Here is a 17,539-nt window from a genome sequence, read left to right as displayed (position 1 = left end):
AAGCTCGCTCACGGCGCCGCCGCTCGGCCGAGGGACCGGCCGTCGCCGTCGGCGTCGATCCAGAGCGGCGCCGTCATCGCGAACGGCAGGATCTCGCCCGGATCCCCGGTGAGCACCGGCTCGAGCGGCCGCTGCCCCCGGACGATCGCCACCACGAACGTGTCCTCCGCGACGGCGATCGCGCCGCGCGCGCCCCGCCCGGGCCGCCCGTCGCCGCCCGCCCCTCCGACGCGCGCACCCGCCCGCGCCGCCCCTCGCCCGCCGCCCGTTCCAAGCACCACCGGGATCTCGACCTCGTCGAGAAGCGCGCCCGCAGCCGTGGTGCGCGCGCCCTCCAGCGGGATCGCCTCGCCGCTCGCGACGCCGCCCACCAGCACATGCAGCTCCCGCGCGTCGACCCAGGGCGCGCGCTCGATCCGGATCGAGAGCGTCCGCGGCCCCCCGCGCGCCCCGCGCCGCACCGAGGCGACGCCCCCCTGGCGCGCCTCGCCGAGGCGCATCGTCACGAACGGCCCGTTCGTGATCACGACGTCGCGCCGCCGCCGCAGGCCCGCGACGAGGTCCCCCACGTCGAGCCGCCCCGGATCGTCGCCGGCCACCGCGACGTACGTGCGCGGCGTCCCCGCCTCCGCGCCGTGCAGCCCGTGCGTGTCGCTCGTCGCCGTCGGCGTGACCGGGCGGGACGCGCGGAGCAGCGCCCAGAGCTCCTCCAGCGCCCGGTCCCGCGCGGCCACCTCGCGCCCGGTCCACACCTCGAGCGCATCCGCGCCACCACCGTCCCCGACGAGCTGCGCGAGCAGGCGCGCTCCCTCCTCCGGCGCTTCCTGCGGCGCTCCAGAGCCGTGCAGCGGCGAGCCGCCGCCGTGGCGCCGGCTCAGCTGGACGACGCGCTCGCCGGGCAGCGCGCGCACCTCGCGGAGGAGCTCGCCCGCGGTCTCGTCGCCCCACCGCAGCGCGCCCTCGCGGGGCGCGGCCGCCGCGCCGCCGAGCGGGAACACGCTGAAGCTCCCGAGCCCGGCGCCGCCCCGGCCGCTCGTGAGCTCGACGCCCGGCAGCATGCGCAGCTGCGCGTCGAGCCGCAGGGCGGCGACGTCCGGCTGGAGATCGGCGGCGAGGTTGTGCTCGGTCGCCACCGCGCACTCCACGCCCTCCGCCGCGCTCCAGGCGAGCCGCACCGCCGAGGCGACGCCTGCGTCGGCGCTCCGCGCGGTGTGCTGCCGCAGGTCGCACGCGATGTAGCCCGACGTGTCGACCACCCGCTGGAGCGTCAGCGCGAGCGGCGACCGCGCGCCGTCGGCGATGTCGACCGTCGCCTCGGCGAGCGCGTACTCGGGCCCGCGCGAGGCGACGACCCGGATGCGCCCGGGCGGGAGGGGAAGATGGAGCTCGCCCCCGAGCGCGAGCCGCGGCGGCGATACGGCCTTGCCGGTCGTGGCGTCGAAGAAGCCGACCTTCACCGGGATGAGCGGGCCGAGGAGGTCCGGGACCGCGGCGGGCGCCTGTGCAGCGGCGGGCGCCTGTGCAGCGGCGGGCGCCTGTGCAGCGGCGGGCCCCGGGGCGCCGCGCTCCTCCACCCGGAGGTCGAGCTGGCCGACGCCGGAGAGCGCGAGCCGCGCGGGGGCGATCTCGCCGGCGCGGACCCGGACCCGCGCGGTGCCCAGCGCGCGGCGGCCGCTCCCCTCGAAGCCGACGAGGTAGAGGCCGGGCGGCGCCTCGACGGCGAGCGGCTCGCGCTCGCCGGTCCGCAACCACAGGTCGAGCGCGCCGGCGGCCTGCGTGGCGGCCGCGCTGGCGGCCGGCGCGGCGCCCTCCTCGGCGACCGGCGTCAGCGTGGCCCGGCCGGCCATGGGCCGGAGCGGCGCGCCGCGGGCGTCCACGAGCTCGAGCGCGACGCCGCCGGGCGCGCCCCCGCCGAGGAAGAAGAGCTCCGTCGCGACGGCGAGCGCGTCGCCGCGCGGCGCGATCGCGAGGATCCGCTCGTACGCGGCGCGCCCGCCCGGCGGCAGCGCCGCCTGCCGCGCGAACGTCGCGTCGCTGAAGCCCGCGCCGCTCCGCGCGCGGATCATCCCGCCGCCCGCCGGGACGAGCGCGTACGCGACGCGGGACCCGACGCCGGCCAGGTACGGCGCCTCGTGCTCGCCGCGCAGCCCAGGCGCCGCGCCCGGCGCGGCGTGCTCCGCGGCGCCCCAGTGGACGACGTCGCCGAGATCGAGCGCCTCGACCGGGCGGTCGCCGTCGTTCCGGAGCGACGTCGCGATCACGACCCCCCGGCCGCTCGGGGCGAGCGTGTAGCGGGTGGTGACGGAGAGCGCGCCGCCCTCGAGCGCGTGCCCGCGCACCTCGCCGCGCGCCTCGATCCACGCCGCGCCGCCCTCGCCGGCGCCCGTGGCGAGGTCGCGGTAGATCACCTGCCGCGGCGGCGCGCCGAGCCGGGCGACGATCTGCCCGAGCTCGTCGCTCCGCTCCCGCGCGTCCGCCGCGTCGATGAGGTGGCCCCCGCCCTCGGCCAGGCCCGTCCCCGGGCCGAGCTGCTCGATCACCACCGCGATCTCGTCGTTCTCGAGCACGTAGTCGCCCGGCCGCCCCGCCGCGAGCGGCCCCGAGAGCGCGTCCGCGGGCGCCGCGATCCGCCGGACGCGCGCCGGCCGCGCGGCGACCGCGTCGCCCGGGCAGAGCTCGCCCTGCTCGCCGCCGCCGTGCCCCCACCGGCAGAGCATGCCGAGCCGCTCGGCCGCGCCGGAGGACACGGCGACGCTGCCCCCCTGCACCGGCGGCGCGCAGCCGGCCGCGGCGAGCGCGAGCGCGGCGAGCCCGGCGCGCCGCGGCGCGCTGGACGCGCGGGGCGCGGCGCGTCGCGCGCGCGCGGGGCCGGCAGGGGAGCGACGGGGCATCTCGATCGAACGGATCATCGGTGCTGTTCCGATGCGCGGCCGCGGCGCCGCTTGGGTCAGGAGCGCTCGGTGGCGAGGACGACGAGGGAGGCGATCCCGAGGCAGACGCCGAGCGCGCGCCGGGCGGTGAACGCCTCGCCGAAGAGCAGCGGCGCGAACAGCGCGGCGAGCGCCACGCCGCCGGCGAACACCATCGGTCCGGTCGCGGACACCGGGCCGCCCATCCGGAGCGCGGTGAAGACGAGCGTGGTCACCCCGCTGATGAACAGGCCGGACGCGCACGCCCAGAGCACCCCCGGCGCCGTCGGAGGCGCCTCCGCGCCCGGGCGGAGGACGAGGAAGACGAGGATCCCGGCGGCCGCGGTGGCCTCGATGCACAGCGCGCCGAGGGCGTCGCCGACGCGGCCCGCCGCCGCGCGCAGCATCAGGTAGTGCCCGGCCATGCAGACCGCGGCGAGGAGGGCGGGGACGTACCAGACGGACATGCCGCGCACGCTAGCAGGAGGTCTGGCGGACGGCGGGCTACTCGTCGTCGACCATGTCCGGGTAATCGCCGGGCGCGAGGTTGTCGAACCGGGTGCACGACGAGGTGAACCGCGTGAGCACCTTGCCCGTCGGCCCGTTGCGCTGCTTGGCGACGATGAGCTCCGCGATGCCTTTGTGGTTGGTGGTCTCCGGGTTGTAGTACTCGTCGCGGTAGATGAAGATGATGTTGTCGGCGTCCTGCTCGATGGCGCCCGACTCGCGGAGGTCCGACAGCTGAGGGCGCTTGTCCTTGGTGGTCCGGGTCTCGACCGCGCGGTTCAGCTGCGAGAGCGCGATGACCGCCACCTTGAGCTCCTTCGCGAGCTGCTTGAGCCCGCGGGAGATCTCGCTGATCTCCTGCTCGCGGCTGCTCACGCCGTCGCGCCCCTTCATGAGCTGCAGGTAGTCGATGACGACGAGCCCGACGCGCCGCCCCGAGTTGCCGTCGCTCGGCGGCCGGTCGTACTCGGCCTGGATGCGCCGCACCTTGGCGCGCAGCTCGAGCAGGCTGATCGCCGGCGTGTCGTCGATCCAGATGGGCAGGGTCGACAGGAAGGACGCGGCCTCGGTCAGGCGGCGCCAGTCGTCGGGCTGCAGGAAGCCCTGGCGGAGCTTGCCGACGTCGACGCGGCCCTCGCTGCAGACCATACGTGTGGCGAGCTGCTCGCGCGGCATCTCGAGCGAGAAGACGGCGGCGCCGAAGCCGGGCTCGTGCCGCTCGATGCCGTGCCCAGCCTGGTCGGGGCCCGGGGAGCTCACCGTGCGCGGCGAGGCCACGTTCACGGCGAGGTTGAGGACGAACGACGTCTTGCCCATGCCGGGGCGCGCGGCGACGATCGAGAGGTCGCCGTCGTGCAGGCCGGCCGTCTTGGCGTCGAGCTTCTCGAAGCCCGTCGAGATGCCCGTGATGCGATCGCCGCGCTCCGCGGCCGCGGTGATCTGCTCGAACGCGGCCTTGAGCACCTGGGCGATCGGCTGCGTCGACGTCCCCTGGGGCGTGCGCGCGAGCTGGTAGACCGCCTGCTCCGCGCCGTCGATGAACTCCTGCACCACGCCGACGTCGCCGTACCCCTCGGCCGCGACGCGCTGGCACGTGGCGATGAGCTGGCGCACGCGCCACTTCTCGTAGACGACCCGCGCGTGCGCGCCGACGTGCGCGACCGCCGGCGTCGCGTCCGCGAGCTGGGCGAGGTACGCCGCGCCGCCCACCTGGGCGAGGCGCTCCCGGTCGCGCAGCCAGGAGGCGACCGAGACGATGTCGATCGGCGTGCCGCCGGACGCGAGCTCCTGCGCGGCCTCGTAGATGCGGCTGTTCGCCTCGCTGTAGAAATGATCCGCCTTCAGGATCTCGAGCACCCGATCGAGCGCGTCGCGGTGCAGCAGGATGGCCGACAGCACCGCCGCCTCGGCGTCGAGGTCGTGCGGCGGTACCCGTCCGGCGACGATGGGAGGCTCGATCCTCTGGGGCCGCTGGCCGCGGCGCTCCATCATTCTCATCATCCGTGCATCTCCTCCCCACCGATTGCCCCCATCCCGCCCCGAGCTTTTCCACAGGTGCCGAAATGGGCGACGCCCCGAAGGCGCAGCGGTCCTTCGGGGCGTCGGGTGCAGGGTCGAGTTCCGTCTATCAGAACATGGGCCGCGCTGAGAAGGTTTTGTGTTTGCATTGCAGTGAGCGTTCGTGCGGTGGGCATCTCAATGCAGGTTCCACGTTCGAGGGGCGCTCGGTCTCGCCGCGACGCGGGGGCTCGCCGCGACGCGGGGGCTCGCCGCGACGCGGGGGCGCGCCGCGACGCGGCGGCGAGGTATGGAAATTGAGCAACGCCGGTCTCATCGCCATTTCCTTTCCCGCTTGACTCAGCTGCGATGACGCTTCGCGCCCGGGCATGCGCCGTCGCGGGGAGCCGCCATTGTGGATCACAAAACGCGTCAAACAAGGATTGAACCCACCGAGGTGATCTGCGTGGGTGAAGCGCTGTGGGACCTCTACGCGCCGGAGGGCATTCCGCTCGAGCAGGCAAAATTGCTGCGCCGCGTCCCGGGGGGCGGGGCGGTGAACACCGCGATGGCGCTCGCCCGGCTGGGCGTCCCGTCGGGGGTGTGCGCTGCGCTGGGCGACGACGCCCTGGGGCGCGGGCTCAGGGACGAGGTCGCTGCGGCCGGCGTCGATGTGGGTCGGCTCGCGCTGGGCGCGGCGCGGACCGGCCTCATGCTCGTGGCGATCGCGCGGGGCGAGGCGCGCTTCGCCGGTTACCGGCAAGGCGAACTCGAGGCGCGCGAGCTCGCCGCGGCGCTGCCCGCGCGATGGCAGACCCGGGTCGTGCATTTCACCGGGATCGCGCCGGTGCGCGGGGCGATCGGCGCGATCGCGCGGGCGGCCGCGGCTGCTCGCCGCGAGGGGTGCGCGGTCTCGATCGACGTCAACGCGCGCCCGCGGATGTGGCCGCGCGCCGGTCGCGGGGCGGCGCCCGCGGGGGCCGGCGCCGGCGCGGCGGCGCCTGCGGGGGCGGGCGCCGGAACAGGCGACGGCGTGCGCGGCTGCTTCCGGCTGTTCGCGCAGGCGGATCTCGTGAAGTGCAGCACCGGCGACCTCGAGGTGCTGGGGACGACGGCGCGCGCGCTGCGCGAGCGGCTGCGGCCCGAGGCGACGCTGGTCGTCACGGACGGCGCGCGGGCGACGCTCGTGCTCGGCCCCGAGGGCGAGCGCGCGGTCGCGCCGCGCCCGGTGCGGCCGCTCGATCCGACGGGCGCGGGCGACGCGTTCTGCGCCGGGATGCTGGCGAGCCTCGCCTGGGAGGCCCGCGCGCGGTGGGCCGATCCGGCGCTCATGCTGCGCGCGGTGGCGCGGGGGCACGACGTCGCGCGGGCGTGGGTGAGGCGGAAGCGCGGGTGAGGAGGACGCGAGCGCGCGGATGATCCGCGCATGGCGGACGAGGAGGAAGCGCGGACGAGCCGCGCTTCCGGGACGCCTACTTGGCGGCGACCGTGACCTCGACCGACGCCGTGATGGACGGGGCGAGGCGGAGCGTCACGGTGTGGGCGCCGAGCGTCTTGATCGTGTCGCTCTCGATGCGGCGACGGTCGACGCTGAAGCCCTGCGCGGCGAGCGCCTCTTCGATGTCGCGCGCCGTGACCGAGCCGTACAGCTTGTCGCCCTCGCCGACCGGGCGGCTGATGGTCAGCTTCACCTGGTTCAGCTTGGCCGCGAGCTGCTCCGCCTCGGAGCGCGTCTTCGCGGCGCGCGACTCGGCGACCCGCTTCTCGTGCTCGATGCGGGACACGTTCTCGGCGGTGGCGCCCACCGCGAGGCCGCGCGGGATGAGGTAGTTGCGCGCGAAGCCGGGGCGAACCTTCACGAGCTCGCCGCTCTTGCCGACGTTGTGGAGGTCCTCCGTGAGGACCACATGGATGTGGGTTGCCATGGTCGACCTCCTACGCCGTCACGGTGAACGGCAAGAGCGCGATGTTGCGCGCGCGCTTGATCGAGAGCGTCACCTTGCGCTGGTGGCGCGCGCAGTTGCCGCTGATGCGGCGCGGGACGACCTTGCCGCGCTCCGAGATGAAGTACTTGAGCGCCTGCGGGTCCTTGTAGTCGATGACCAGCGCCTTGTCGGCGCAGTAGCGGCAGACGCGCTTCCGGCCCGTGCGGCGGCGCCCGGGGGCGTCCGCGTTCAGGTCGGGCGTGCGCCCGAAGTCGCGATCGTCGTAGTCAGCGCCGCCGTTGCGGCCCATGTCGTTGTTGCGGCCGTTCATTGTCAGCTCTCCTCCTCGTCGGCGGCGCCTTCCGCCTCGCCCTCTTCAGGCTCGTCGAGGTCGCCCGCCGGGGCCGCCTCGGAGCTGCGGTCGACGCGGCGCTCCGGCTCGATGAGGCCGAGCTGCCGCTCGCGCGAGTCGTCGCGGTCGTCCTCGATCGGCGCGAGCTCGAGGCGCTCGAACTTCACGTCCTCGTCGGCGACCGTGAGGCCCTGGACCTCGATGTCGTTGCGCACGAGCACCGTCTGGTACTTCAGCACGCCGTCGGCGAGGCGCAGGTTGCGCTCGACCTCGGAGACGACCTTCCCGCCCCCGAGGTACTTCAGGTACACGTACACGCCGCGGCGGTGCTTGGCGATGTCGTACGCGAGGCGGCGGCGCCCCCACGTCTCGACCTTGGTCAGACGACCGGCCTCGCGGGTCACGACCTCGGCGAGGCGCGTCCCGATCCGCTCGGCGCCGTCGGCGTCGATGTCGGGTCGCAGGATGTAAATGGTCTCGTACTCTCTGGCGCGCCCGGGCGCCGTTACCTGTCGGCTCATTCTTCGGTCTTCCCTCTCGGCCTGTGGCCCCGGGGCGACGCCCCGGAGCGAGGAAAGGAGCAGCTTGTCGAGCGTCGCGAGCGCGGGCTCGGCAACCTGTCTCCGTCGAGGATCAGGGCTTCTGCGTCGGGGGGAGGGGACCCCTCTCCCCCTTCGCGGCAGGGGCCGGGTCTGTCGACCCGTCCCCTTCGCCCTTCTGCCTCTTGCCCGGCTTGGGCCGGGTGTTTCGAACGTTCATCGCGGCGTCGAAGCCGCGGGCGGCGACTTCTAGCACACTTTGGACAGCTTGCTTCAAGCAGTCGGGCAGGCCCGCGCGCTCGACCGCGTCGAACCCCGACAGCACGTAGCCCGCGACCTCGCCCCGGTAGCCCGGCGGCGGCCGCCCGATCCCGAGGCGGACGCGCCCGAAGTTGCCCGTCCCGCAGTGCGCGATGATCGAGCGCAGCCCGTTGTGCCCCGCGTGCCCGCCGCCGACCTTCAGGCGAACCGTGCCGAACGGCAGGTCGAGCTCGTCGTGCAGCACGATCAGCGAGGACGGCGCGACCTTGAAGAAGGCCATCGCCGGCTGAACGCTGCGGCCCGACTCGTTCATGTAGGTCATCGGCTTGAGCAGGATCGCCGGCTGCCCGGCGATCTCCGCCTTCGCGTGCACGCCCGAGAACTTCTCGCGGAACGGATCGGCCCGGACCTCGTCGGCCAGCGCGTCGATGGCCATGAAGCCGACGTTGTGCCGGTGAGCGGCGTATTCCTTGCCCGGATTTCCCAGGCCGACCACGAGCAGCATGGCGAGCGGGTTCTGCTGGATCCCTGGAATCCTTGGGACAGAGGCGGGCTGCGGCGCGCGGGGGCGCGGCGCAGGGCGGGGCGGGCCGCACGCGCCTCGGGGGACCGAGGCGAGGGGCGGTCCGCACCCGGGTCGGGGCTACTTCTTGTCCTTCTTGTCGCCCGCGGGGGCGGCGCCGCCCTTGGCGGGGGCAGCCGCGCCGCCGGCAGGGGCAGCGGCCGCGGCCGGCGCGCCGGCAGCCGGCTTCGCCTCTTCCTCGGCGCCGGCCTTCTCGGGCGCGTTGACGACGGCGATCGTCTGGTCGTCGGCGAGCAGGGCCTTCACGCCCTCGGGCAGCGTCAGCCCGCTCGCCTTGAACGACTCGCCCATGTCGAGCTCGGTCACGTCGATCTCGATGAACGACGGGATCTTCTCGGGCAGGCAGCGCACCGGGATCGTGCGGAAGATCTGCTGGAGGATGCCGCCCGTGACCACGCCCTTCGGCTTGCCCACGGTGCGGAAGGGGATGTGCACGTCGACGGGCTGGTCGAGCTTCACCTGGATGAAGTCGGCGTGGACGAGCTCCCGCGAGATCGGGTGGTAGTCGTAGTCGCGCACCATGACGGTGAGCGTCTCGCCGTTCTCGATGGCGAGCTCGACCACGGAGTTCTTGCCGTGGTCGGAGCCGAGCACCTGAAGGAGCGCCTTCGGCGAGACGGCGACCGACAGCGGCGCGAGCTCGCGCCCGTAGGCGATGGCGGGAATCTGTCCGGCGCGGCGCAGGCGGCTCGACGCGCTCTTGCCGCTCTCCTCGCGCCTCGTGGCGTTGAGCTTGATGATCTCCATGACGACGGCTCCAGAAGTGATCCGGAGGCCCGCGGTGCGCGGTCCACTCCGGCGTAGGGTGCGGCGCTATAGCAGAACGAGAAAAGGAAAGTCGAGCCTTCGTCGCCGGGCAGCGGCGTTTTTTGTGGCGGGAGCGCGGGCGACCTGCGCCGCCGGGGTCCCTTTCGCGAGGTTGCGCAAGGTTCCGCCGGTTCCGCCGGACGCGCGCCGCCGGTCAGACGAAGAGCGAGCTCACCGAGTCCGAGTGATGGATGCGGCGGATCGCCTCGGCGAGCAGCCGCGCCACCGAGACGACCTTGAACTTACCGGACGCCCTCGCCTCGTCCGAGAGCGGGATCGAGTTCGTCACCACGACCTCGGTGAGGGGGGAGTCCTTGATGCGCTCGACGGCCGGACCGGACAGGACCGGGTGCGTGGCGCAGGCGGCGACGCTCTTGGCGCCCTGCTTCATCAGGGCGTTGGCGGCGTTCACCAGGGTGCCGGCGGTGTCGATGAGGTCGTCGAGGATGAGGCAGTGCTTACCGGCCACCTCGCCGATGATGTTCATGACCTCGCTCTCGTTCGCCCGCTCGCGGCGCTTGTCGATGATCGCCAGCGTGCCCTGGAGGCGCTTCGAGTAGGCGCGGGCCCGCTCGACGCCGCCGGCGTCCGGCGAGACGATGACCACGTCCTTGCCGTAGTGCTCGCGGAGGTGGTGATCGAGCAGCGCCGGCATCGCGTACAGGTGGTCGAACGGGATGTTGAAGAAGCCCTGGATCTGCCCGGCGTGCAGGTCGAGCGCGACGATCCGGTTCACCCCGGCGGCGACGATGAGGTCGGCGACCAGCTTCGAGGTGATCGGCGTCCTCGGCGCGACCTTCCGGTCCTGCCGGGCATAGCCGTAGTAGGGGATGACCGCCGTGATCGAGCCGGCCGAGGCGCGGCGGAGCGCGTCGACCATGATCAGGAGCTCCATCACGCTGTCGTTCACCGGCGAGCAGGTAGGCTGCACAACGTAGGTGTCGACGCCGCGGACGTTCTCCTGGATGACGCAGAACGTCTCCCCGTCGGAAAAGCGCGACACCCGCGACTTCCCCATGGGTTGCTCCAGGACCTGACAGATTTCCTGGGTAAGTGCGAAATTGGCGTTGCCGGAGAAGATACTTACTCTCTTGAACACGGCGCGCCTCCAGCCCATTTAGGGGAGCGCGGCTCTATCAGCCGGACATGGGGCCGTCAAGCGGCTCTGTACATCGGACGCTTGGCTGTACATGCGTATCGTGCCGGGGCGGCTCCCCTGGCCCTGGCTTGCCCACCGGCTTTTCGTTGGGCGGTGCTTCGGGTTAGGTAGCGTCTGTGGAGTATTTTGCTGCCGCCGCTGGCGGGCAGGGCGGGCGCGCCGCGGTCGGGCCGCGGGGCAGCCTCGTCATCATCGGCAACTTCGACGGCGTCCACCGGGGGCACCAGGCGCTGCTCGCCGACGCGGCGCTCGACGCGGAGCGGCGGGGGCTCTCGCCGGTGGCGCTCACGTTCGCGCCGCACCCGGCGAGCGTCCTTGGCCGGACCCCGCCGCCGACGCTGACGGCGCTGCCGCGCAAGATCGAGCTCATCCGGCGCGTGCAGCCGGCGATCCGGGTGGACGTGGTGACGTTCGATCGCGCGTTCGCGGCGCAGACGCCGGAGGAGTTCGTGCGGCGCGTGCTGCTCGATCGGCTCGCCGCGCGCGTCGTCCTGGTCGGCGCGAACTTCCGGTTCGGCCACGGGCGCGCCGGGGACTTCACGACGCTCGGGCGCCTCGGCGAGGATCTCGGCTTCGAGACGCGATCGCACCCGCTCGTGGGCGACGCCGAGGGGGCGTGGTCGAGCACCCGCGTCCGCGCGGCGATCGCGCGCGGGGATCTCGAGGCGGCCGAGCAGATGCTGTCGCGCCCGCACATGCTGTCGGGCGTGGTCGCGCAGGGGGCCAAGCGGGGCCGGACCATCGGCTTCCCCACCTGCAACCTCGACGAGATCGAGGAGGCGCTCCCGCCGTTCGGCGTGTACGCGACGCTCGTCGATCGGGTGACGCCGTCGGGCCGCGCGATCGCGCTCGCCCGCGGCGTGGCGAACCTCGGCGTGCGGCCGACGGTCGAGCCGTCGAAGCAGGCGCGGCCGAACCTCGAGGTGCACCTGTTCGACATCGACGAGGATCTCTACGGCGCGGCGCTGCGGGTGCACCTCGTCGCCCGGCTGCGCGAGGAGCGGCGGTTCTCGGGCCTGCCGGAGCTCAAGGCGCAGATCGCGCGCGACGCCGAGGCCGCGCGCGCGCGGCTCGCGCCGCTCGCCGCGGATCCGGCGGCGGAGGGCGCCTTTCGGTGAGCGGCCGCGCGCCGGTGGGCGCGCGGCGGATGTGGTAGCGTCCACGGCGATGGAGCGCCGGGAGCTCGACGGGCTGACGCGGGAGGAGCTGATAGCGCGCGCCGAGGGCCTCGGGGTGCCGCGGCCGCGCGTGCTCACGAAGGCCGAGCTCGTCGACGAGATCCTGGCGCGCACCGCGCAGGGGGAGCCGGAGCGGGCCCGGCTGCGCGGCTTCCTCGGGCGGGCGCGCGATCTGCTGTCGCGCGTTGTCGAGCGCGGCCTGCACATGCCGGAGACCGCGCGCGCGCTGCGCGGCGAGGCCCCGCCCGAGCAGTGGCCGCCGCCCCCGCCGCCGCCGCGGGCCACGACGACGCTCGCCGAGATCTACGCGTCGCAGGGGCACACGGACCGGGCGATCGCCGTGCTCGACGAGATCCTCGAGCGCGATCCGCAGCACGAGGACGCGCGGCGGCTCCGGGAGCGGCTGATCGAGCAGGCGCAGCGCGCGCAGGCCGAGGGTGCGGAGGCGCGAGGGGCCGGGGCAGGGGACGCGGAGGCGGAGGATGCCGAGGCGGAGGATGCCGAGGCGGAGGACGCGGAGGAGGCCGGGGCCGAAAGCGCGGAGGCGGAGGAGGCCGGCGTCGAAGCCGCGGAGGCGGAGGAGGCCGGGGCCGAAGCCGCGGAGGCGGAGGAGACCGGGGCCGAGGCAGCGAAGGACGCCGGCGCAGAGGCAGCGAAGGACACCGGCGCAGAGGCAGCGAAGGACACCGGATCGAGCGAGCATCCCGAGGCCCCCATCGCGGGGGAACAGGATCGTCAGCCCGAGCCCGTTCCCGCGGCTCCGGACCTCGAGCCGGCGCAGCCGCCGCGAGATCCCTCTCCCGCGGACGCTCCGGCGCCGGCGGCCATCGCGGAGCGCGTCGTCGCGGGCGCGGCGCCGGGCCTCGCCGCGGCCTTGCAGGATGAGCGTGCGGAGCCCCCGGCGCGGTACGACCTCGACGAGGTCGTCGGCCTCGCGGTCGATCCGGAGACGCTCTACGTCTACTGGGAAGTGCGCCCCCGGACGCTCGCGCGAGCGCGCGCGCGCCGCCCGGCAGGGCAGCTCGTGATCCGCGTGGTCGCGGTGCTCCCGAGCTGGGAGAGGCCGGTGGTCGAGCAGCGGGATCTCGCGATCGACGCGCTCTTCGGCGACATGTTCGTGCGCGACATCCCGGCCGGCTCGCACCTCCGGATGTGCACGGGCTGGCTCTACGGCGACGTGTTCGAGCCCTTCGCGGTGGGCCTCGAGGTCGCTGCGCCGCGCGCGGTGCCGCTCGCGCCGAGGCCGCCCGCGCCCGAGCCCGACGCTGCCGCGCAGGCGGCGCTGCAGGACGAGGTCCCGGCGGACCGCCCCGCCGGACCGACGCGATACGCGCAGCCGCACCTCGAACGCGCCGACGGCGCTGCGCCGTCCGCGGCGTCCGGCGCGCTCGACACGGCAGCAGCGTCCCTGCCCGCCTCGGGGGCGAGCGGTCAGGCTGGGGAGAGCGTCGCCGCGGCGTACGCTGCGGGGGCGGGCTCCGTGATCGCTCCTCCGTCAGCCCCGATCGCGCCGGCCGCGAGCGGCGTCGCGCAACCCGGGGCGGCCGAGGCAGCGCCCGTCGCCGGCAGCGGTGTGGCCGCGGCTGCCGCACCCCCCGCGGCCCGCGATATCGCTGCAGCAGCAGCCGCACCCCCCGCGGCCCGCGATATCGCTGCAGCAGCCGCCGCGCCGGCCCCGGCCCGCGACATCGCTGCGGAAGCTGCTGCGCCTGCCGCGAGCAGCGACGCGACCACCGAAGCTGCCGCGCCGGGCGCGAGCAGCGACGCCGCTCCCGGAGCCATCGCACCAACCCCGCTCGGCACCCCCGCGGCCGACGCGGTCGCGCCCGACCCCAGCGCGGCGATCGCCTTGGAACCAGCGCTCGCCTCGCCGAGCGAGGGGCCGCCGCGCTTCCCTTCGGGCGCGACGCCGACCGCGGAGGCGCTCGCGCAGGCGGTCGCGGCGACCCGCGAGCCGCCCCGCGAGGGGCCGCCGCGCTTCCCCTCGGGAACGGCGCCGACCGCGGAGGCGCTCGCGCAGGCGGTCGCGGCGACCCGCGGCGGGTCGAGCGACCTGCTCCGGGGAGGCGGCGGCAGCGCTTGGCCGGGGCCCGTCGGCCAGCCCCACGCCAGCGAGGCATTCCGGCGCGCCGACGCCGAGCGGCCTCGATCCCTCGGCGGCGCGAGCGAGCTGCGCGGCGGCGCGAGCGAGCTGCGCGGCGGCGCGAGCGAGCTGCGCGGCGGCGCGAGCGAGCTGCGCGGCGGCGCGAGCGAGCTGCGCGGCGGCGCCGAGCGGCCTCGGTCCCCTGGCGGCGGAACCGAGCTGTGGCGGAGCTTCGCCACCGCGGCGCGCCCGCCCTCGGGGAGCCGCTGAGCGAGCCGGACGACCCGCTCACGCAACTGGCGGCGCGCGGCGGTCGACCCAGCTCGCGTGCAACCGAACCACCGATCCCTCGCCACCCCCGTTCTCTCCCTCCTCGGCGCGCTCGCCTGCGCCCTGTCCGCGCCCGAGGCGCGCGCCGAGCTCCCCTTCGACGATGAGCCGACCGCGCTCGACCCGCGCGTGGACCGCCTCGACGCCGCGCCCCACGAGCTCTGGGCTCCGTCCCCGGGGCGCGCGCAGCCGCTCTGGGTCTCGCTCCAGCTCGGGCTCGCGCGGCTCGAAGGCGGCGAGCGCTCCCTCAGCGGCATGCTGCTCGCGAGCATCCCCCTGGAGCGGCTCTCCGATCGCCCTGGCGCGCCCCCTCCCTCCGCCATCGCCGAACCCGAGGCGCCGCGGCTGAAGCCTGCGCCTCCGAGCCCGCCCCGCGCGGCGCCGGCGCCCGTTCCCCCGGAGGCGCCCCCCGCGCCGCCTCCCGCGCCGCCGCCGGCCGAGGTCGAGCCGCCGCTCCCGCTGCCGGTCCGGGTCACGCCGGCGATGGCCCGCGCGATCGTCGAGGCGGCGCTGCGGCAGTCGCGCCTGCTCGATCCCGAGGCGCGCATCGACGCCATCGCGTCGCGCGCCCGGACGTCGTCGCTGCTCCCGGAGCTCCGGCTCCGCGTCTCGCGCCTCGTCGACGAGGCGGAGAACCTGGCCCCCACCGAGTACGATCCGGCGCGGAGGACGGCCTCCGGCGGCACGAGCCTCTGGCTCGAGGCGCGCGCGACCTGGCGGCTCGATCGCCTGGTCTTCGCCGACGAGGAGATCGCCCTGGAGCGCCTCCGCCGCGAGCGCGCCGAGCTCGGGGCGAAGCTCACGGCGCGCGTGCTCGAGCTGCTCTTCGCCTGGCAGCGCGCCGTCGCGCTCTCGGCCGATCCGGGCCGGAGCCCCGAGGAGCGCCGCGCCGCCGCGCTCGCGGCGCTCGAGGCCGAGGCGTCCCTCGACCTGCTCACCGGCGGCTCGATGACGCGCTGGCGCGCCGCGCGCGAGTGAGGCCGCGCGCTACAAGATGGTCTGCGAGAGCGTCACCTTGCGCCTGCCGGTCCCGGTGTCCCCGTCGGCGTCCGTGACGGTCACCTCGACGTCGACGACCTTCCCGAGCAGCTCGTCGATCGTCCGCTCCCCGTCGAGCCGGAACCGAAGCCCGGCGAGCTTGCAGTAGCCGCCCTCGTCCTGGTCCAGGGTGAAGATGACCCGGAGCGGCTCGATGGCGTAGTCGAGCTCGGGCACGGCGCCGTTCACCACCGTGATCGAGCCGGACTGCCGGAGGTTCTTGAGCCGGATGGCGACGAAGATGTGGTAGCCGCCCTGCGGCCCGGCCTCCACCTGGACCTCGTCGAGATCCTCGAGCGCGAAGTAGTCGGCCTGCCCCTCGCCGACGACGACGACCGGCTCGCCCCCGCCGGCCGGCTTGCAGGCGTCCGGCACGGCGTCCGCCTCCCACGAGTCGCTGTACGGCTCGAGCCGCCGGGGATCCACGTCGGGGGCGCTGCAGCCGCCGGCCACGCAGGTCTGCGGCGCCGGGCACGTGGGATCCCCGGGCGCGACGGCGCACTCCTGCTCGAGGCGCACGCGGAGCAGCAGCGTGCGGCCGCCGATCACCCGCGTCGACGCGTCGCGCACGAGCAGCGGCCGCTCCGCGTCCTCCGCCCCGAACGCCTCCAGGGAGATCTCCACCGGCGTCCCGTCCTCGAGATCGCGGAAGAAGAGCTCCCTCGGGAAGAACAGCTGCCCGCTCTTGTGCGTCAGCACGTCGTCGCGGAGCACCTCGCCGCCGGCGCGCAGGACCATATGCAGCCGATCGAGCTCGACGCCGGCGCGCAGCTCGCTCGTCAGCCCGATCACCACGGTCCCGGTGGTCGGTCGCGGAGCGCCGCCGCAGCCGGCGAGGATCAGGGAGCAGAGCGCGAGGGCGGCGAGCAGGGAAGGGCGCATGGGCGGTGGCGCGCCGCTACTCGATGCCCTCGAGCGCCGCCAGGAACACGTCCGGGCCGACGAAGTCGTTGAAGCGCTTCCGCTCGGCCCCGGTGGAGTCGTAGATCACCACCGTGGGCAGGCCGACGACCTTGTACTTGCCCTTCACCGCGTCGACCTGCGGGTCCTCGTCGTCCGTCGCGTCGACCTTCACCGCGACGAAGTGCGCCGCCTTGGCCATGACGCGCGGGTCCGAGAAGGTGTCCTTGTCGAGCTGCTTGCAGGCGCCGCACCACTCGGCGGTGAAGTCGACGAGCAGCGGGCGCTTCTCCGCCTTCGCCTTCGAGACGGCCACCGGCTCCTGGTGCAGCCACGTGAGCTGCCGCGGCGCCGCCTCGCCGGCCACCGCCGACGGCACGGGCGAGGCGAGCCTCGGCAGGTCCAGGCTCGCGACGAGCAGGAAGCCGGAGGCCACCGTGAGCGCGATCCCGAGCCCCTTGCGGGCCTTCACCCCGGCGCCGCCGTCGTCCCAGGACAGGTGCACCGCGCCGAGCAGGAGGCCGACCACGACCAGCCCGGCCATGACCGCCATGAACTGCGGCGTGGGCTGCGCGAGCGACGACAGCGCCGGGAACGTCGTCTTCAGGAAATACAGCGCGACGACCAGCATCACGATCCCGAAGAACGACTTCACGCCGAGCATCCACTTGCCCCCCTTCGGCAGCGCGACCGCGAACGCGCCGACGAGCCAGAACGGCAGGCCGAGCCCGATCGCGAAGGTGGCGCCGACGAGCGCCCCGAGGCCGATGCTCTGGGTCTTCCCGATCCAGAGGATGATGCCGGTGAGGACGGGCCCGGTGCACGGCGCCGCGACGAGGCCGCTCACCAGCCCGAGCAGGAACGCGCCGCCGTAGCCGATGCCGCCGACCTGCGAGAGCCGCTGCATCAGCGAGTCGGGCAGCGCCATGTCGAACGCGCCGAACATGGAGAGCGACATCGCGATGAACACCCCCGCGATGCCGACGATGACCCACCGGTTCGAGAGCACGCTGCCGAACAGGCTGCCCGTGAGCGCCGCGACCACGAGCATCGTCGTGAAGAGCACGACGATCCCGAGCACGAAGCTCGTCGAGAGCAGCATCGCCTCGCGCCGGGACTTCGCCTCCCGCGCCCCGAAGATGCTCACCGTGATCGCGATCATCGGGTACACGCAGGGCGTGAGGCACGTGAGCAGGCCGCCCGCGAGCGCGGCGAGCCCCGCGAAGGCCGGGCCCGCCTGGAGGCCGCGGGTGAACAGATCCGGCTGATCCGCGGCCAGGGCGAGCGCCGGGGACGCGAGCACCGAGAGCGCCGCGAGCGCCGCGAGCGCGCGCCCGAGCGCCCCGGCCGCGCCGTCCGCGCCCCGTCGACCAACCGCCGGGGCGGCGCCGGCGCTTCCCTTGAAACGAGTCGAAGCGGTCATCACGGAGGTTCTATAGCAAAGCGATCGCCCCCGTGCGGCGCGCGGCCG

At 74.8% G+C, this 17,539-nt stretch carries 15 protein-coding genes; 4 read left to right on the top strand and 11 right to left on the bottom strand.

The annotated features are described in order from the left end of the window. Positions 1-8: 8 nt before the first annotated feature. The 3 genes from WMF33_RS39335 to dnaB are packed head-to-tail and all read right to left on the bottom strand — an operon-like array spanning position 9 to position 4,916. A complete protein-coding gene (locus tag WMF33_RS39335) occupies positions 9-2,909 on the bottom strand; it encodes a CehA/McbA family metallohydrolase (RefSeq protein WP_437333419.1) in 2,901 nt (966 codons plus the stop codon). Between the two features lie 38 nt (positions 2,910-2,947). Further along, positions 2,948-3,376: a hypothetical protein gene (locus WMF33_RS39330; protein ID WP_437333418.1), complete on the bottom strand. Its 429-nt coding sequence runs from the start codon at positions 3,374-3,376 to the stop codon at positions 2,948-2,950. A 37-nt stretch (positions 3,377-3,413) separates the two neighbouring features. Next, entirely contained in the window at positions 3,414-4,916 is a 1,503-nt protein-coding gene (dnaB, locus tag WMF33_RS39325) for a replicative DNA helicase (RefSeq protein WP_437315074.1), read from the bottom strand. A 412-nt stretch (positions 4,917-5,328) separates the two neighbouring features. On the opposite strand from dnaB, the gene WMF33_RS39320 reads away from it, so the two are divergent. After that, positions 5,329-6,309, top strand: coding sequence for a PfkB family carbohydrate kinase (locus WMF33_RS39320; protein ID WP_437333417.1), 981 nt, complete (start codon positions 5,329-5,331; stop codon positions 6,307-6,309). 76 nt (positions 6,310-6,385) lie between these two features. On the opposite strand, the gene rplI is transcribed toward WMF33_RS39320, so the two are convergent. The 6 genes from rplI to WMF33_RS39290 all read right to left on the bottom strand — a co-directional run bounded on the left by rplI (position 6,386) and on the right by WMF33_RS39290 (position 10,497). After that, positions 6,386-6,838, bottom strand: coding sequence for a 50S ribosomal protein L9 (gene rplI / locus WMF33_RS39315; RefSeq protein WP_061629313.1), 453 nt, complete (start codon positions 6,836-6,838; stop codon positions 6,386-6,388). A gap of 10 nt (positions 6,839-6,848) precedes the next feature. Then, complete coding sequence (gene rpsR, locus WMF33_RS39310) at positions 6,849-7,169, bottom strand: 30S ribosomal protein S18 (protein ID WP_012239546.1); 321 nt, start codon at positions 7,167-7,169, stop codon at positions 6,849-6,851. Positions 7,170-7,171: 2 nt separating this feature from the next. Further along, entirely contained in the window at positions 7,172-7,711 is a 540-nt protein-coding gene (gene rpsF / locus WMF33_RS39305) for a 30S ribosomal protein S6 (RefSeq protein ID WP_437333416.1), read from the bottom strand. A gap of 112 nt (positions 7,712-7,823) precedes the next feature. Continuing rightward, positions 7,824-8,495, bottom strand: a complete 672-nt coding sequence (gene pth, locus WMF33_RS39300; RefSeq protein WP_437333415.1) for an aminoacyl-tRNA hydrolase — start codon at positions 8,493-8,495, stop codon at positions 7,824-7,826. Between the two features lie 138 nt (positions 8,496-8,633). Then, positions 8,634-9,320 carry a 50S ribosomal protein L25/general stress protein Ctc gene (locus WMF33_RS39295; protein WP_437333414.1) on the bottom strand — a complete coding sequence of 229 codons (687 nt, stop codon included), beginning with the start codon at positions 9,318-9,320 and terminating at the stop codon, positions 8,634-8,636. A 214-nt stretch (positions 9,321-9,534) separates the two neighbouring features. Further along, on the bottom strand, positions 9,535-10,497 hold the full coding sequence (locus WMF33_RS39290; RefSeq protein WP_437333413.1) for a ribose-phosphate pyrophosphokinase: 963 nt from the start codon (positions 10,495-10,497) through the stop codon (positions 9,535-9,537). Positions 10,498-10,655: 158 nt separating this feature from the next. Between WMF33_RS39290 and ribF the strand changes: the two genes are divergently transcribed. The 3 genes from ribF to WMF33_RS39275 are packed head-to-tail and all read left to right on the top strand — an operon-like array spanning position 10,656 to position 15,108. After that, positions 10,656-11,657, top strand: a complete 1,002-nt coding sequence (ribF, locus tag WMF33_RS39285; RefSeq protein ID WP_061627315.1) for a riboflavin biosynthesis protein RibF — start codon at positions 10,656-10,658, stop codon at positions 11,655-11,657. A gap of 49 nt (positions 11,658-11,706) precedes the next feature. Beyond that, positions 11,707-14,070 carry a tetratricopeptide repeat protein gene (locus tag WMF33_RS39280; protein ID WP_437333412.1) on the top strand — a complete coding sequence of 788 codons (2,364 nt, stop codon included), beginning with the start codon at positions 11,707-11,709 and terminating at the stop codon, positions 14,068-14,070. 57 nt (positions 14,071-14,127) lie between these two features. After that, positions 14,128-15,108 carry a hypothetical protein gene (locus tag WMF33_RS39275; RefSeq protein WP_437333411.1) on the top strand — a complete coding sequence of 327 codons (981 nt, stop codon included), beginning with the start codon at positions 14,128-14,130 and terminating at the stop codon, positions 15,106-15,108. A 9-nt stretch (positions 15,109-15,117) separates the two neighbouring features. On the opposite strand, the gene WMF33_RS39270 is transcribed toward WMF33_RS39275, so the two are convergent. Next, positions 15,118-16,050, bottom strand: coding sequence for a hypothetical protein (locus WMF33_RS39270; protein WP_437333410.1), 933 nt, complete (start codon positions 16,048-16,050; stop codon positions 15,118-15,120). A gap of 16 nt (positions 16,051-16,066) precedes the next feature. Next, positions 16,067-17,491 carry a protein-disulfide reductase DsbD family protein gene (locus WMF33_RS39265; protein WP_437339561.1) on the bottom strand — a complete coding sequence of 475 codons (1,425 nt, stop codon included), beginning with the start codon at positions 17,489-17,491 and terminating at the stop codon, positions 16,067-16,069. Positions 17,492-17,539: the final 48 nt, after the last annotated feature.

The sequence above is a fragment of the Sorangium sp. So ce394 genome (assembly GCF_051474665.1).
Taxonomy (GTDB): domain Bacteria; phylum Myxococcota_A; class Polyangia; order Polyangiales; family Polyangiaceae; genus Sorangium; species Sorangium cellulosum_D.
This window is presented reverse-complemented; position numbering and strand designations above follow the sequence as displayed.

Bases quoted from the DNA above. Each gene is read 5' to 3' on its own strand.
- WMF33_RS39335 (WP_437333419.1), bottom strand. From the start codon at position 2,909: ATGATCCGTTCGATCGAGATGCCCCGTCGCTCCCCTGCCGGCCCCGCG.
- WMF33_RS39330 (WP_437333418.1), bottom strand. From the start codon at position 3,376: ATGTCCGTCTGGTACGTCCCCGCCCTCCTCGCCGCGGTCTGCATGGCC.
- dnaB (WP_437315074.1), bottom strand. From the start codon at position 4,916: ATGATGAGAATGATGGAGCGCCGCGGCCAGCGGCCCCAGAGGATCGAG.
- rplI (WP_061629313.1), bottom strand. From the start codon at position 6,838: ATGGCAACCCACATCCATGTGGTCCTCACGGAGGACCTCCACAACGTC.
- rpsR (WP_012239546.1), bottom strand. From the start codon at position 7,169: ATGAACGGCCGCAACAACGACATGGGCCGCAACGGCGGCGCTGACTAC.
- rpsF (WP_437333416.1), bottom strand. From the start codon at position 7,711: ATGAGCCGACAGGTAACGGCGCCCGGGCGCGCCAGAGAGTACGAGACC.
- pth (WP_437333415.1), bottom strand. From the start codon at position 8,495: ATGCTGCTCGTGGTCGGCCTGGGAAATCCGGGCAAGGAATACGCCGCT.
- WMF33_RS39295 (WP_437333414.1), bottom strand. From the start codon at position 9,320: ATGGAGATCATCAAGCTCAACGCCACGAGGCGCGAGGAGAGCGGCAAG.
- WMF33_RS39290 (WP_437333413.1), bottom strand. From the start codon at position 10,497: ATGGGCTGGAGGCGCGCCGTGTTCAAGAGAGTAAGTATCTTCTCCGGC.
- WMF33_RS39280 (WP_437333412.1), top strand. From the start codon at position 11,707: ATGGAGCGCCGGGAGCTCGACGGGCTGACGCGGGAGGAGCTGATAGCG.
- WMF33_RS39270 (WP_437333410.1), bottom strand. From the start codon at position 16,050: ATGCGCCCTTCCCTGCTCGCCGCCCTCGCGCTCTGCTCCCTGATCCTC.
- WMF33_RS39265 (WP_437339561.1), bottom strand. From the start codon at position 17,491: ATGACCGCTTCGACTCGTTTCAAGGGAAGCGCCGGCGCCGCCCCGGCG.